Annotated in this window: 11 protein-coding genes; 9 read left to right on the top strand and 2 right to left on the bottom strand. The window is 65.5% G+C overall.

Translation table 11 applies throughout. The features are described 5' to 3' along the window. Positions 1-37: 37 nt before the first annotated feature. The 7 genes from aruF to BN2475_RS18435 all read left to right on the top strand — a co-directional run bounded on the left by aruF (position 38) and on the right by BN2475_RS18435 (position 8,782). Positions 38-1,093: an arginine/ornithine succinyltransferase subunit alpha gene (gene aruF, locus BN2475_RS18465; protein ID WP_094780998.1), complete on the top strand. Its 1,056-nt coding sequence runs from the start codon at positions 38-40 to the stop codon at positions 1,091-1,093. Further along, complete coding sequence (gene astA, locus BN2475_RS18460; protein WP_094780941.1) at positions 1,090-2,139, top strand: arginine N-succinyltransferase; 1,050 nt, start codon at positions 1,090-1,092, stop codon at positions 2,137-2,139. Before aruF ends, astA begins: the two co-directional genes overlap by 4 nt. A 2-nt stretch (positions 2,140-2,141) precedes the next feature. Beyond that, on the top strand, positions 2,142-3,605 hold the full coding sequence (gene astD, locus BN2475_RS18455; protein ID WP_094780997.1) for a succinylglutamate-semialdehyde dehydrogenase: 1,464 nt from the start codon (positions 2,142-2,144) through the stop codon (positions 3,603-3,605). 9 nt (positions 3,606-3,614) lie between these two features. After that, entirely contained in the window at positions 3,615-4,955 is a 1,341-nt protein-coding gene (astB, locus tag BN2475_RS18450; RefSeq protein ID WP_094780940.1) for an N-succinylarginine dihydrolase, read from the top strand. Then, positions 4,939-6,015, top strand: a complete 1,077-nt coding sequence (gene astE / locus BN2475_RS18445; RefSeq protein ID WP_174641981.1) for a succinylglutamate desuccinylase — start codon at positions 4,939-4,941, stop codon at positions 6,013-6,015. Before astB ends, astE begins: the two co-directional genes overlap by 17 nt. 300 nt (positions 6,016-6,315) lie before the next feature. Beyond that, positions 6,316-7,110, top strand: a complete 795-nt coding sequence (locus tag BN2475_RS18440; RefSeq protein ID WP_094780939.1) for an ABC transporter substrate-binding protein — start codon at positions 6,316-6,318, stop codon at positions 7,108-7,110. Between the two features lie 316 nt (positions 7,111-7,426). Then, the gene (locus BN2475_RS18435; protein ID WP_094780938.1) at positions 7,427-8,782 is read left to right on the top strand and encodes an EAL and HDOD domain-containing protein; all 1,356 of its coding nucleotides are present in this window, start codon (positions 7,427-7,429) and stop codon (positions 8,780-8,782) included. Positions 8,783-9,026: 244 nt separating this feature from the next. Here BN2475_RS18435 and BN2475_RS18430 read toward each other — a convergent pair whose 3' ends face one another. Together BN2475_RS18430 and BN2475_RS18425 are read right to left on the bottom strand one after the other, a co-directional pair. Then, complete coding sequence (locus tag BN2475_RS18430; RefSeq protein WP_094780937.1) at positions 9,027-10,484, bottom strand: HDOD domain-containing protein; 1,458 nt, start codon at positions 10,482-10,484, stop codon at positions 9,027-9,029. A gap of 88 nt (positions 10,485-10,572) precedes the next feature. Next, the gene (locus BN2475_RS18425; RefSeq protein WP_094780936.1) at positions 10,573-12,387 is read right to left on the bottom strand and encodes a putative bifunctional diguanylate cyclase/phosphodiesterase; all 1,815 of its coding nucleotides are present in this window, start codon (positions 12,385-12,387) and stop codon (positions 10,573-10,575) included. 304 nt (positions 12,388-12,691) lie between these two features. Between BN2475_RS18425 and BN2475_RS18420 the strand changes: the two genes are divergently transcribed. Then, complete coding sequence (locus BN2475_RS18420; protein WP_094780935.1) at positions 12,692-14,029, top strand: EAL and HDOD domain-containing protein; 1,338 nt, start codon at positions 12,692-12,694, stop codon at positions 14,027-14,029. A 163-nt stretch (positions 14,030-14,192) separates the two neighbouring features. Beyond that, positions 14,193-14,750, top strand: a complete 558-nt coding sequence (locus tag BN2475_RS18415) for a peroxiredoxin (protein ID WP_094780995.1) — start codon at positions 14,193-14,195, stop codon at positions 14,748-14,750. Positions 14,751-14,810: the final 60 nt, after the last annotated feature.

The raw sequence follows: 14,810 nt of genomic DNA, 5'->3' as shown, positions 1-14,810 counted from the left end.
TGCACCGAATCATGCGTCACATTCAACAGGAACGATGATGCTTTTCGTACGTCCCGGCCGCCTCGCCGATCTCGATGCGCTCGAACATATGGCGCGCACCGCGCAACCGGTGCTGCATTCATTGCCGCACGACCGGCGCGCGCTCGAAGCGCGCGTCGCGTTGTCGGAAGACTCATTTCGCGCGGAAGTCGATTTTCCGGGCGAGGAGTTCTATCTGTTCGTGCTCGAAGATGGCGAAAGCGGCAAGCTGATGGGCACCGCGAGCATCGTCGCCGCGGCCGGTTATGCGGACCCGTTCTACGCGTTTCGCAACGATGCGCTGATTCACGCGTCGCGCGAGCTGCACGTGAACCGCAAGATTCACGCGCTGACCATGTCGCATGAACTGACGGGCAAGAGCCGGCTCGCCGGCTACTACATCGACCCGTCGTTGCGCGGCGATGCCGCCGCGCATCTGATGTCGCGTGCGCGGATGATGTACATCGCCGCCAATCGCAAGCGCTTCACGCCTGAGGTGTTCTCGCTGCTGCTCGGCGTGACCGACGAGAACGGCGTGTCGCCGTTCTGGGAGGCAGTGGGGCGCAAGTTCTTCGGGCGCGACTTCGCCGACATCGAAATCGAATCAGGTGGCCGCAGCCGCACCTTCATCGCCGAAGTGATGCCGACCTACCCGATCTACGTGCCGCTGCTGCCGGAAGCGGCGCAGCGCGTGCTCGGCGAGCCGGATTCGAAGGCGCTGCTCGCGTATGAGATCCACCTCGAGGAAGGCTTCGAGACCGATCGCTTCATCGACATTTTCGATGCGGGCCCGGTGGTGACCGCCCAGGTGGATCGCAGCGCGTGCGTGACGCGCAACGAAACGCGCGTGGTTCGTGAGTCTGCCATGGCGCACGGCTCGACGTATCTGATCGCGCATAACGGCGGCGACGGCGAATTCCGCTGCGTGCTCGGCGAACTGACGGGTGGCAAGGACGCCGGCGCGTCGTTGTCGTACGCGGCGCGCGCCGCGCTCGGCGTGACGGAGGGCGATGTGGTGCGCTGCGTGCCATTGCATGCGCCGCAGCGGGATGAACATTCGGGAGAGGCGCAATGATCGTCGTTCGCGTTGTGCAACGAGGCGATGTCGACGCGCTGATGCGGCTCGCGCAGGAAACCGGCCCGGGCCTCACCACCTTCAAGCCGGATCGCGAGGCGCTGGCCGCACGCGTCGAACGGGCTCGCCGCACGATGGAAGACAAGGCCGAGCCGCATGAGGCTGGCTACTTCTTCGTGATGGAAGACACCAACACCGGCGACGTGGCTGGCGTCTGCGGCATCGAAACGGCGGTCGGCCTGCAGCAGCCGTTCTATAACTATCGCGTGAGCACGGTGGTGCATGCGAGCCAGGATCTCGGCATCTGGACCCGTATGAGCGCGCTGAACATCTCGCACGACCTGACCGGTTATGCCGAAGTGTGCTCGCTGTTCCTGAGCCCGCGTTATCGCGCGAGCGGCGTCGGTGGGCTGCTGTCGCGTTCGCGCTTCATGTTTCTCGCGCAGTTTCGCGAGCGCTTTCCGCAGCGGCTGTGCGCGGAGTTGCGCGGTCATTTCGACGCGCAGGGCACCTCGCCGTTCTGGCGCGCGGTCGGCTCGCATTTCTACCAGATCGATTTCAATGCCGCGGACTATCTGAGCTCGCATGGCCGCAAGTCGTTTCTCGCCGAGCTGATGCCGCGCTATCCGGTGTATGTCGAACTGTTGCCGCAAGAGGCGCAGCAATGCGTCGGTCTCACGCATAACGACACGATTCCCGCGCGTCGCATGCTCGAAGCGGAAGGGCTGCGCTACGAGAATCACGTCGATATCTTCGACGCGGGTCCGGTGCTCGAATGCCATATCGCCGACTTGCGCACGGTGCGCGAGAGCGTGCTCGTACAAGTCGAGATTGCTGATGCACCGGAGCGTGCACCGGCGGATGCACCGCACGATGAGCCGAAATCGATGATATCGAATACTTCGCTGGGCGATTTTCGCGTCGGCGTGGTGGCGGGCGTGCCGCACGACGGCGTGTTCCGCCTGAGCGCGGCCGAGGCTGCCGCACTGCGCGTCAATGCAGGCGACACGGTGCGCGTGCTGCCGGTGAAACACAAACAAGGATGATCATGAGCGAGCTTTTCATCGATGGCGAATGGGCCGCCGGCACAGGACCCGCATTTGCGTCGCACAACCCGGGCACGGGCGCGACGGTTTGGCAAGGCAACAGCGCGTCGGCGGACGATGTCGATCGCGCGGTGCGCAGCGCGCGGCGCGCGTTCGCGAGCTGGTCGGCGTTGAGCCTTGACGAGCGGTGCGTCGTGGTGCGCCGCTTCGCTGCGCTCGTGACCGAACGCAAGGAAGCGCTGGCCGAGGCGATCGGCCGCGAAACCGGCAAGCCGCTGTGGGAAGCGCGTACCGAAGCGGCGTCGATGGCCGCCAAGGTCGAGATTTCGATTCAGGCCTACAACGAGCGCACTGGCGAGAAGCGCTCGCCGATGGCCGACGGCACCGCGGTGTTGCGGCATCGTCCGCATGGGGTGGTGGCCGTGTTCGGGCCGTATAACTTCCCGGGTCATCTGCCCAACGGGCACATCGTGCCGGCCTTGATCGCGGGCAATGCGGTCGTGTTCAAGCCGTCCGAACTCGCGCCGGGCGTGGCGGCCGTCACCGTGCAGATCTGGCGCGACGCGGGCTTGCCTGCCGGCGTGCTGAATCTCGTGCAGGGCGAGAAGGACACCGGCATCGCGCTCGCCAATCACCGGCAGATCGACGGCCTGTTCTTTACCGGTAGTTCGGACACCGGAACATTGCTGCACAAGCAGTTCGGCGGCCGGCCCGAAATCGTGCTGGCGCTGGAGATGGGCGGGAACAATCCGCTCGTGATCGGCCCGGTGGCCGATATCGATGCCGCCGTGCATCACACGATTCAATCGGCGTTTCTGTCGGCGGGCCAGCGCTGCACGTGCGCGCGCCGGATTTTCGTGCCGGACGATGCGTTCGGCGAGCGCTTCATCGCGCGCTTCACCGAGGTCACCGCGCGGATCGGCGTCGGCGAATATAACGCCGATCCGCAGCCGTTCATGGGCGCGGTGATTTCGGCACGCGCCGCGTCAAAGCTCGTTGCCGCGCAGGAACGTCTCGTTGCCGGCGGCGCGCGAGCGCTGCTGAAGATGGAGCAGCGCGATCCGCAACTCGGCTTCGTCACGCCGGCGATTCTCGATGTCACTGACGTGAAAGACCTGCCCGACGAAGAGCACTTCGGCCCGCTCGCGCAAATCGTCCGCTACGGCAGCTTCGACGCCGCGCTGGAGCAGGCCAACGACACCGCGTTCGGCCTGTCCGCGGGGTTGCTCGCCGACGACGAAGCGCTGTGGACGCATTTCCAGCGCACCATTCGCGCCGGCATCGTCAACTGGAACCGCCCGACCAACGGGGCGTCGTCGGGCGCGCCGTTCGGCGGTCCGGGCCGCTCGGGCAATCACCGGCCGAGCGCCTACTACGCCGCCGACTACTGCGCCTACCCGATGGCGTCCGTCGAAAGCGCGCAACTGCAAATGCCCGCGAGCGTCTCGCCGGGCCTTCAATTCTAAGGATCGACGATGCAAGCCACTGAAGCCAATTTCGACGGTCTGGTCGGCCCGACCCACAACTACGCGGGGCTCTCGTTCGGCAACGTCGCGTCGCAGAGCAACGAGAAGTCGGTTGCGAATCCGAAGGCGGCGGCCCGGCAAGGTCTGCGCAAGATGAAGCAACTGGCCGACCTCGGTTTTCATCAGGGCGTGCTGCCGCCGCAGGAGCGTCCGTCGATGCGTCTGTTGCGCGATCTCGGCTTTTCCGGCGACGACGCATCGGTGATTGCACGCGTCGCGAAGCATGCACCCGAGTTGCTGGCCGCGGCCAGTTCGGCGTCGGCGATGTGGACCGCGAACGCGGCGACCGTCAGCCCGTCCGCCGATACGCACGACGGCCGCGTGCATTTCACGCCCGCCAATCTGTGCAGCAAGCTGCATCGCGCGATCGAACATCAATCGACGCGCCGTACCCTGGGCGCGATATTCCATGATGCCGATCGCTTCGTGGTGCACGAGGCGCTGCCCGGCACGCCGGCGCTCGGCGACGAAGGCGCGGCGAACCACACGCGCTTTTGCCAGCAATACAGTGCACGGGGCGTCGAATTCTTCGTGTACGGCCGCAGCGAATATCGTCGCGGGTTGGAGCCGAAACGCTATCCGGCGCGGCAGACTTTCGAGGCGAGCCGCGCGGTCGCGCATCGTCATGGCCTGCAGGAAGCGGCCACCGTGTATGCGCAGCAGAACCCCGAGGTAATCGACGCGGGCGTGTTCCATAACGACGTGATCGCGGTCGGCAATCGCAACACGTTGTTCTGTCATCAACTCGCGTTCGTCGGACAGAGCGCGGTGTACGACGAACTGCGCGCGAAGCTCGCGGGCCTGCACGCCGACTTCAGCGTGATCGAGGTGCCGGACGCGCAGGTGAGCGTGGCCGATGCGGTCTCGTCGTATCTGTTCAATAGCCAGTTGTTGACGCGACCCGACGGCAAGCAGGTATTGGTCGTGCCGCAGGAATGCCGCGAAAATCCGCGCGTGGCGGCTTACCTCGACGAGCTGACTTCGCGCACGGGGCCGATCGACGACGTGCTGGTATTCGACCTGCGCGAGAGCATGAAGAATGGCGGCGGACCCGCGTGTCTGCGTCTGCGTGTGGTGCTCGACGACGCGGAGCGCGCGGCGGTCGCACGGGGCGTGTGGATCGACGACGCGTTGTTCGGCCGTCTCGATGCGTGGATCGAAAAGCATTATCGCGATCGCCTCGCGCCAGCCGATCTCACCGATCCGCAATTGCTCGCCGAGTCGCGCACCGCGCTCGACGAACTCACGCAGATTCTTGGCCTCGGTTCGCTGTATGACTTCCAGCGCTGAGCCCGCGATGCCGATGCCAACGCCGATACCGATGCCGATGCTCGACGATTTCCTCGCCTATACGCTGGCGGGAATGCGGCCGGCCGCGAATGACGCGCAAGGCGTGTGCGCGAGCGGCGTGCGCTGGTCGTGGGTCGACGACGGCGTGCTGGCGATGGAGCCCGCGGCGTCAGAAGCGGACGTGCGCAGCGTGATGGTTTCGGCCGGCATCCACGGCGACGAGACTGCGCCCATCGAACTGCTGTCGCTGCTGGTGCGGGATATCGCGCAAGGGAATGCGGCGCTGACCTGCCGTCTGCTGGTGATTCTCGGCAACGTCGACGCAATGCGCGACGCGTGCCGCTATCGCGACGACGATCTGAACCGCCTCTTCAGCGGCCGTCATCAGCAGCTGCCGGCGAGCCATGAAGCGCCGCGCGCCGCGGCGCTGGAGCAGGCGGCGCTGCAATTCTTCGCGCGGGCGTCCACGGCGCCCGGCGCGCGCTGGCATATCGACATGCACACGGCGATTCGCGCATCGGTGTTCGAGCGGTTCGCGTTGCTGCCGCATACCGGCAAGCCGTTTTCACGCGCGATGTTCGAGTGGCTTGGCGACGCGCACATCAGCGCGGTGCTGTTGCACACCACGCAAGGCAACACGTACTCGCATTTCACCGCGCATGCATGCGGCGCCGATGCATGCACGCTGGAGCTGGGCAAGGTGCGCCCGTTCGGCGAGAACGACCTGACGCGCTTTGCCGGCGCCGATCTGGCCGTGCGTCAGCTGCTGGCCGGCACGCATGGTAACGCCGACACCGACAGGAACATGCCGCGCGTGTTCACCGTGATCGATCAGATCACCAAGCACAGCGACGCGTTCGAATTGCTGCTGGCGGCGGACGTGCCGAATTTCACCTCGTTTGCGAAAGACACCTTGCTCGCCCGCGACGGCGCGTATCGCTACACCGTGCGTCACCACGAGGAGCGCATCGTGTTTCCGAACGCGACGGTCAAGCCTGGCTTGCGCGCTGGTCTGCTGGTGATCGAAACCACCGCGGACACGTTGTCGAAGCTCGTCTAGGCGCATTCTGTCGCGCCTGCGTCCGCTGTCGCTCGCTGTCGCTCTCTGTCCCGCGCACTGCCGTCGCCTTTTCGACGCGACACGAACCTGCAGGTTCGCCGCGCAGGTTGTCGTGTCGCGTGAAGCGGGTGTCGCCGGACGTGCGCCGGGTGCGGATGGCGAAGCCTGTACAATCGCGGCCGCCCGGCTGTTGGACTGCACCCCAACGGCCGCACGAGTTTGAATCGCGATTGGGCGCGGCAAGCATGCCGGCCCAGGATTCGACTCCGTTTTATTCAATACCGTAGAGGAACACCCGTAATGAAGATGAATTGGCGAAACATGGCTGCGCTCGCGCTGTTCGCGACGGCGTCGGTGACGGCAGGTACTGCGTCGGCGGCCGAGATCAAGGAAGTGCGCTTCGGCGTCGAGGCGTCGTATGCGCCATTCGAATCGAAGTCGCCGTCGGGCGAGTTGCAAGGTTTCGACATCGATGTCGGCAACGCCGTGTGCGCGAAGCTGAAGGCCAAATGCGTGTGGGTCGAGAACTCGTTCGACGGACTGATCCCGGCGCTGGCAGCGCGCAAGTTCAACGCGATCAACTCGGACATGACGATCACCGACCAGCGCCGCCAGGCGGTCGACTTCACCGATCCGATCTACACGATCCCGAATCAGATGATCGCGAAGCAGGGCAGCGCTCTGCTGCCGACGGCGGCATCGCTGAAGGGCAAGCGGGTCGGCGTGCTGCAGGGCACGATCCAGGAAATCTACGCGAAGGCGCGCTGGGCGCCGGCCGGCGTCGACGTCGTGCCGTATCCGACCCAGGATCAGATCTACGCCGACCTCGCGTCGGGCCGTCTGGATGCGTCGTTCCAGGACGCGCAAGCGGCATCGAAGGGCTTTCTGAAGAAGCCGCAGGGCGCGGGCTTCGACTTCGCGGGTCCGGCCGTCACCGACGAGAAGCTGCTCGGCGCGGGCGTGGGCTTCGGCATCCGCAAGGGCGACAAGGCGTTGAAGGATGCGCTGAACCAGGCGCTCAAGGAACTGAAGGCGGACGGTACGATCGACCGCTTCGCGGCGAAGTACTTCGACGTGAAGGTCGTACTGAAGTAAGGTAAGTAAGACGCGGCGCGGCGCGTCGCACGACGCGTCGGGTCACGATGCAAACGGCCGCGATTGCGGCCGTTTGCAGTTAACCGAAGCATTTGCGAAGCGTTTGCGAAGCGTTTGCGAAGCGTTTGCGAAGCGTTTGCCAATTATTTCGAGATATTGCGTCGTAAGCATGTCCGGGCCCGATAGCCTGCGCTAAAATCGTCGCGCAGACCGTCGGCGCCACGGGACTCGGACCTTGATCCCCAAAGATACGCCACGGTGCGGCTAGAACCAGAATACAGCGGGAGCGCCGCAGCGGCGCGGATCGGGGATCGGAATGACCACCATCGCAGTCGAGACTCAGAGCCAGACCGGCGCGGCCGGCGACGCGCAATTGCTTGCCAGCTTTGCACGTCAGCCGATCCTGAACCGGGACGGCATGCTGTGCGGATACGAAATCAAGGTACGCGCGCCGGTATTGCCGATGGCCGAGGCAGACGCGCGCCCTGTGGCGAACCGCGATGCGCTGCCGGGCCGGCCGCCCGCGCCGGCGCAACGGGTGGCGCGAGCCATCGTCCGTGGACTGGTTCAGAGCGATGTGCGCGGCGCGCTGACCGGACATCCGGCATACGTCGACGTGAGCCGCGAGATGTTGCTGGACGACGGGATTCTGCAATTGCCCGCTGAGGGCTTCATGCTCGAACTGCCGACGACGCTCGAAGTCGACGACGCACTGATCGCGCGTATCGTGCAGTTGTACGGGCGGCGCTATCGCTTCGTGCTCGACGAGGTGACCCAGCCCAACGAGACCTTCGCCAAACTGCTGCCTTACGCCGACGTCGTCAAGATCGACGTCGAGCGCGCGCCGCGTGCGCTGTTGCCCAAGCTCGCGAGCGTGCTGAAGTCGGCGGGCAAGCTGCTGATCGCAGCGGGCCTCGACGCGCAGGCGGACTTCGAAGCGGTGCACGAGCTCGGCTTCGATCGCTTTCAGGGCTATTTCTTCGCGCGCCCGCAGAGCTCGGCAAGCCGCCGTGTCAGCGCGCCGCGCCATGCGCTGCTGAACCTCCTGCAATTGCTGGCGGGAGACCCGACCGTCGCGCAGCTCGAAGCCGAACTCAAACTGAACCCGGTGCTGGTGATGCATCTGATGAAGCTCGCGAATTCGAGCGGTCTGGTGGTCGGCTATAAGGTGACGACGCTGCGCGAGGCGATCAACGCAACCGGCACCGATCGCATCGCGCGCTGGACGCAGCTGCTGCTTTATGCCGACGGCCGCAAGGTCGCACTCGAAGACGATCCGCTGCTGCAACTCGCGGCGACCCGCGCGCGCTTCATGGAACTGGCGATCGAGCGCCTGCCCGAAGCCGGCCGCGACGAAACCGACGCGGCGTTTCTGACCGGCGTGTTCTCATTCGTCGATGCGGTGTTCGGCGGCTCGCTCGAAAACACATTGAACGTGCTGACGCTGTCGCGTCCGATCCAGGCCGCGATCCTGCGCCGCGAGGGCGTGCTGGGTCTGCTGCTGAGCGTGGTCGAAGCACTGGAAAACGGCGCGTGGGAGCCGATCGCCGCGCTATGCGAACGGCTCTCGCCGTTGACGGTGCAAGAGGTCGCGCAGCTGGGGCTTGCGGCAGGCGCGTGGGCTGGCGTCGCGGACCGCAGTGCGCATGGCCTGGAGAGGATCGAGGACTGAGCGCGGACGGCAGGCACACGCGCGGCGCGGCCGCGCGGACCACGCTCGCGCAAGGGACCGCGGCGAGCGACGGCCCTGCCAGGTCCGGTCAGTGCCGCGCAGATTTGCAGCAGGCCAGAACAGGACCGGAACGGGACCGGAAATAAGCCAGAAGAACACCCGAAGCAAACCGGGCAACAGCGAAGCAGGGCAGATCCAGAATGAAGGAGAGCGAAGCACCGTGATCAGCGATCACGCCACGTCTTCACGTCGTCTCCATTTCCCGCATCTGCCCCAGGCCGAAAAAACGGCCTAACTCCTTGGCCAGTTCGTTCAACACGCTCATCTCCTTCTGCGAGATGCGGCGTGGCTCCTGAGTGTGAGACCAGTCGCCGTATAACAGCGCGACTGTCTGATCGCTCTCGTCGACTACCGGCAGCAGCACGAACGCGCGAGCGTCGTCGAACGAGCGGCGGAACCATTCGGGCAGCCGCGCGATGATCTTCGGATCGCGCGCATTCTCGATGAAGATGCCCACCGAGTTCGCGATCGCGAGATGAAACACGTCGGGCTCGAACGCGGTGTTGAAGGTCAGCTTCGGCAGTGCCGAGTCGATCTTCGGACCGAGCCCGAGGCGCGCCTTGAAGGTGCCGTTGCTGTGCTTGACGAACATCACCGTGCGCGCAAAGCCGAGTCCGGCCAGCACGGTTTCAGCGGCCATCGCGAGGGCCGGCGCGAGCGGGCTGCCGTCGGGCAGCTCGCGCAGATCCTTAACCCCGACCGCGATGCGCGCCTCGGGGTCGAGCGCTTCGCGTGCGATCGCATCCGCATTGGCGCGCAGCTCGACGATCTCGCGCATCACGCCGTCGCCGCCTTCTTCGCGGGCCAGCGCGATGCTCATATCGAGCAGCACGTCGGGGTCCGTATTCAGCGCGCCGCTGTATTCCTGCGCCAGTTCGGCGATGCGCGCCTCGCGCTCCCAGTCCGGCATGTTCTGCTGGGTCAGCACGTCGGCGACCGCCGTCGAGTAATTGGTGATCGCGCGCAGCCACTGCACCTGGCGCGGCTGCTCGGTGTCCTGCGGATCGAACTCGCCCATCCCCGAGCAGATCATGTCGGGCAGGCGCCAGCGCACGGCGGCCTCGGCGCCGATTTCGTCGAACGTCACGCCGAGCACCAGCACGCACGCGTCCGCTTCGAGCGTGCCGTCGTCGATATGACGGCGAATCTGGTCCCACTCGGCGTCGAGATAGAACACCACCAGCAGCTTGCCGATCTGCCGCATCAGCGTGCAGACCACCGCTTCCTCGCCGGCGCGCAGATCGCCGCGCTCGGTCAGCTTACGCGCGACGCAGCCCGACAGCAGCGTGCGGTTCAATTCGAGTTTCGCGTCGATGCGGCGCGGCGCGCTGTGATGAAAGTGATCGACGATCTTCAGGCCGACCACCAGGTGGCCGACCGCATCCATGCCGAGCACCATCAGCGCGCGTGACACCGTCGTGATGTTGCCGCCGAACGCCATGTACATGGCCGAGTTGGCGAGCCGCAGCACTTTTTGCGTCAACGCGAAGTCCGACAGCACCACTTGCACGAGGCCGGTGAAATCGAGGTCATCGTTGTTCATCGCCGCCATGGTGGTGCGCAGTGACTGCGACAGCATGGGGAAATCGCCGCGCTCGCTCATTCGCGTCCAGAGCCGGTCGAGCACCGCCGCCTTTACCATGTGAGTCCCGCAAAAACCATACATGTTCCAATGAGTGCCACGCCGGCCGCGAGCCGGCTTGTTCCGCTGCGTAAGCGCGCCGGCATCGCTACGCGCTGTGCAGATGAAGCGTGCGCGCTTCGAAACGTCGCGCGAGTTCGTCGGAAGGCAACGCCTTGCAGACGAGCCATCCCTGAATGTGATCGCAGCCCATCTCGGTGAGCAGCTTGCGTTGCGCCTCGGTTTCGACGCCTTCGGCCACCAGTTCGAGATCGAGCGTTTGCGCCAGACCGACCACCGCGCTAACGATTGCCTGATCGTTGCGCGAGGTTAGCAGATTCTCGACGAAACTCCGGTCGATCTTCAGTTTGGCCAGCGGGAATCGTTGCAGGTAGGCGAGGCTCGAATAGCCGGTGCCGAAGTCGTCGATGGCAAACCGTATGCCCATCGCCGTCAATTCTTCGAGCAGGCCCTTCGCGTGCGCCGGGTCGTGCATCAGCAGACTTTCGGTGATCTCGAACACGACGCGGCGCGGATCGATACCGGTCAGATCGATCGCCTCGCGCACCGAGTCCTTGAAGCGCGGATCGCGGAACTGCTGCGGCGACACGTTGACGGCCACGTATTGCAGCGAGATGCCCTTCGCATCCCACTGGATCAACTGCATGCAGGCGACCTTCAACACCCAGTTGCCGAGGAAGTTGATCAGGCCGATCGACTCCGCCAGCGGAATGAACATCGACGGCGGCACGAGGCCATGCACCGGATGCAACCAGCGCATCAGCGCTTCGACGCCGACCACACCGTGCGTGCGGCTGCTGGTGATCGGCTGGAAGTGCAGCGAGAACTCGCCGTTGCGCACGCCGTCGTAGAGATCGGCCTCCAGCTTCAGGCGTTCGGCATCGGCCGGGTTGTCGTCGGGCACGTAGAACGCGAGCGTGTTGCCGCCGGCCGCCTTGGCTTGCAGCAACGCATGGTCGGCCCAGCGCAGCAGGTGAGTGTCGTGGCCGGCGGTGTCGTTGACGTGACGCACGTCGGGATACAGCGCGATGCCGATGCTCGCCGACAGATGCACCTGCTGGCCCTTGTACACGTATGGCTGCTGGATCGCGGTCAAGAGGCGGCGCGCCAGCGCTTCGGCGGCGGCCGCCGCGTCGGTGCGGCTGGCGGCGGGCTTCACGAGAATCGCGAACTCGTCGCTGGCGACGCGCGCCACGGTCTCGCTCGGGCTCGTCATGTTCAGCAGACGCCGCGATGTGTCGCGCAGCATTTCATCGCCGGCGTCGTAGCCGAGCGCGCGGTTCACGCGTTGATAATCGTCGAGGTCGAGCAACAGCAGCGCGACCGGCGTGCCGTGCGCGTCGGCTTGTTGTTGCGCGTCGACCAGCGCGGGCACCAGCGCCGACTGGTTGGCGAGGCTGGTCAGGCGGTCCAGATGCAGCGCCTGGGTCAGACGTTCCTCGGTGGCGCGCCAGGCCGACACGTCGAAACCGGCGATCGCATAGCCGTCGATGCCGTCGTGGCTGCTGCGCACCACGCGCAGCTCGACGGTGATCGGATAGGTCAGCGACTTGATCAGGTCGAGCGTCGCCTTCTCGACGTTGCCGGAGATCGCGGCCTGTGTCAGCAGCGCGTCGAGGCGCGGCACGTCGGCCGGCGCGACGAGATCGTGCAGCGTGATCGTCTCAAGATACTCGCGGTGGTAGCCGATGAAGCGCAGGCTGGCATCGGACACATACAGGAAGCGCAACGCGTCGTCGACGTGCGCCAGCAGGTCGACGGCGCCGACCACCTGCTCCAGTTGCGCAGCGCGGCTCGCGCTGATCCGCTGCGTGTCGTCCACGCGCCGGCCGAACGCGCGCAGCCGGTCGATGACCGTGCGCAACGAGCCCCGTCGGGGCGCGATGATCCTGTTCGCTTCCATGTTTATCGCTGGCAACCTGTGTTCGTCTGCAGGCGGAACGGCTCGCTGGCCGCCGGTTCGGGCGGTCAAGAGGTATCAGGCCGCCCCATCAGAACGAGATAACGACCGGCGTCCGGAATTCTTTAGTGGCGGCTGCAAAAAACATCTGGTAAGGAAGCGTGCGTGCACGCCGCGGCACCGCCGCTGGACCGATTCGGTTAAAGTGGCGCTGCTTCATGTCCGTTAATACGGCAAATCCGCTTGTGCAGTGCCGGCCGTGGCGTCGCTGCTGCATAGCATTCCCGAACCCTTGCACCGATGATTCATGTCAGAACGTCATATTGCCAGGGACTTTACCCGGCACATCGAGGTGCTTGACACATTCGCAGACGACGGCGATCCCACCGGAGCCCCGCAGTTCGTCTACCTGGGGCGCCAACCGATCCTCGATCGCGACGGCGCGGTCAACGCGTACGAGCTGCTGTTTCGATCCGGCGCGCATAACTACGCCGAAATCGGCGACGATGCCCAGGCGTCCGCCCAGGTGGTGGCGCGTGCGATCGGCGGGATCGGCGTGCCGGCCGTGCTGGGGCAGCACCGCGGCTTCGTCAACATCGACCGTACGCTGCTGTTCAGCGAGTTCGTTCATCTGATGCCGCCCGAGCGCTTCGTGCTCGAGATTCTCGAAACCGTCAGCTTCGACGTGCAACTGGTACGCCGGCTAGGCGAGCTGCGCCGCGCCGGTTTCCAGATCGCGCTCGACGACGTCAGCGAACTGTCGGACGAGCTGATCGGCAGGCTGCCATGCGCCGACATCGTCAAGGTCGACTTTCTGCAGGCCCGGCGTGGCGCGCTCGCCGAACTGGCCGCTACCGTGCGCGAGCACGGCAAGATGCTGCTCGCGGAGAAGATCGAAACGCGTGAGGACTTCGCGCTCGCACGCGAGCTCGGCTTCGAGCTGTTCCAGGGGTATTTCTTCGCGCGGCCGCAGGTGCTGGCCGCGCCGCGCAACCGCTCGCTGCGGCCGGGCCTGCTGCGCCTGCTAGCGCTGCTCTCGCGCGACGCCGGCATCGTCGAACTCGAACCCGAGCTGAAGCTGAACCCGGGCGTGGTGGTGCAACTGCTGCGCCTCGTCAATTCGGGCGCGTTTGGGCTTGGACGCAATATTGCGTCGCTGCGCGAGGCGATCATCGCTGCCGGCACGCGGCAGATCGCGCGCTGGGCGCAACTGCTGCTGTATGCGGACAGCGGCGATCTGCCGTGGCGCGCCGATCCGCTGGTGCAACTGGCCGGCACGCGCTCGCGCTTCATGGAGCTTGCCGCCGGCTGGCTGCGTCCGTCTGACGACGAATTCGCCGATGCCGCGTTCATGACCGGCATTTTTTCGCTGGTCCACGTGGTGCTCGGCAGCACGCCAGACGCGGTGCTGGAGAAGCTCGGCCTCGCGCCGCACATCTGCGAGGCGATCGTGTCGCGCCGTGGTGAACTCGGCGTCTTGCTGCAGCTGGCCGAAGTGGCGGGCGAGGGCGGCGACGCGGCATCGCTCGCGGCCGCCCCCGATGCGCCGGCCGGCTTCGCGGCGCTGACACCCGACGTGTTGTCCGGGCTGAATCTGTCGGCGGCCGCGTGGTTCGGCGCGCATATCGAGGAAGCAGTTGCCTGAGCGGGCAAGCGGCTCGCAGCCCGGCGGGGCGTGCTTGCCGCGGCATGCGGCAGGCTTCGCGCGGACGTGTTCCAATAGCGTCTGGGGACGGATGGCGTTGCGCTGAACACCGCCGCTGTCGATTCAATGGACGAAGCGCGTGCATGCACGCCTGGAGGAACCGATGAAGAGAGCATTCATACCGATGACGCTGGCCGCCGTCATGTCGGCCGGATTCGCGCTGTATTCGCTGAGCGCCTCGGCGACGCTCAAGCCGGGCGACGAGGCGCCGCCGTTCACCGCGCAGGCGTCGCTGGGCGGCAAGACCTACACGTATTCGCTGACCGAGCAATTGAAGAAAGGGCCGGTGGTGCTGTACTTCTATCCGGCCGCCTTTACCAAGGGCTGCACGATCGAAGCTCACGAGTTCGCCGACGCCGTCGACGAGTACAAGAAATATGGCGCAACGGTGATCGGCGTGTCGCACGACAACATCGACACGTTGACGAAGTTTTCAGTGAGCGAATGCCGCAGCAAATTCCCGGTTGCGGCGGACGCCGACTCGAAAGTGATCCCTGCGTACGATGCCGGCATGCCGCTGCACAACTCGATGGCCAATCGCGTGTCGTACGTGATCGCGCCGGACGGCAAGATCATCTATGAGTACACGAGCCTGTCGCCGGAGAAGCACGTCGAGAACACGTTGAAAGCGCTGAAGGATTGGGCGGATACGCATAAGTAGGCGTACCGCTCGTTTTGCGCGCCGCCTTCGCGGCGCGTTCCGCTGCCCCACGACACACGA

This window comes from Paraburkholderia ribeironis, from assembly GCF_900019265.1.
Classification (GTDB): Bacteria; Pseudomonadota; Gammaproteobacteria; order Burkholderiales; family Burkholderiaceae; genus Paraburkholderia; species Paraburkholderia ribeironis.
Note: the sequence above shows the minus strand (reverse complement) of the source record. Positions and strands in the feature narration are given on the sequence as shown.

What these genes read in the sequence shown, in the direction of transcription:
- aruF (WP_094780998.1), top strand. Translation starts at nt 38, where the DNA reads ATGCTTTTCGTACGTCCCGGCCGCCTCGCCGATCTCGATGCGCTCGAA.
- astA (WP_094780941.1), top strand. Translation starts at nt 1,090, where the DNA reads ATGATCGTCGTTCGCGTTGTGCAACGAGGCGATGTCGACGCGCTGATG.
- astD (WP_094780997.1), top strand. Translation starts at nt 2,142, where the DNA reads ATGAGCGAGCTTTTCATCGATGGCGAATGGGCCGCCGGCACAGGACCC.
- astB (WP_094780940.1), top strand. Translation starts at nt 3,615, where the DNA reads ATGCAAGCCACTGAAGCCAATTTCGACGGTCTGGTCGGCCCGACCCAC.
- astE (WP_174641981.1), top strand. Translation starts at nt 4,939, where the DNA reads ATGACTTCCAGCGCTGAGCCCGCGATGCCGATGCCAACGCCGATACCG.
- BN2475_RS18440 (WP_094780939.1), top strand. Translation starts at nt 6,316, where the DNA reads ATGAAGATGAATTGGCGAAACATGGCTGCGCTCGCGCTGTTCGCGACG.
- BN2475_RS18435 (WP_094780938.1), top strand. Translation starts at nt 7,427, where the DNA reads ATGACCACCATCGCAGTCGAGACTCAGAGCCAGACCGGCGCGGCCGGC.
- BN2475_RS18430 (WP_094780937.1), bottom strand. Translation starts at nt 10,484, where the DNA reads ATGGTAAAGGCGGCGGTGCTCGACCGGCTCTGGACGCGAATGAGCGAG.
- BN2475_RS18425 (WP_094780936.1), bottom strand. Translation starts at nt 12,387, where the DNA reads ATGGAAGCGAACAGGATCATCGCGCCCCGACGGGGCTCGTTGCGCACG.
- BN2475_RS18420 (WP_094780935.1), top strand. Translation starts at nt 12,692, where the DNA reads ATGTCAGAACGTCATATTGCCAGGGACTTTACCCGGCACATCGAGGTG.
- BN2475_RS18415 (WP_094780995.1), top strand. Translation starts at nt 14,193, where the DNA reads ATGAAGAGAGCATTCATACCGATGACGCTGGCCGCCGTCATGTCGGCC.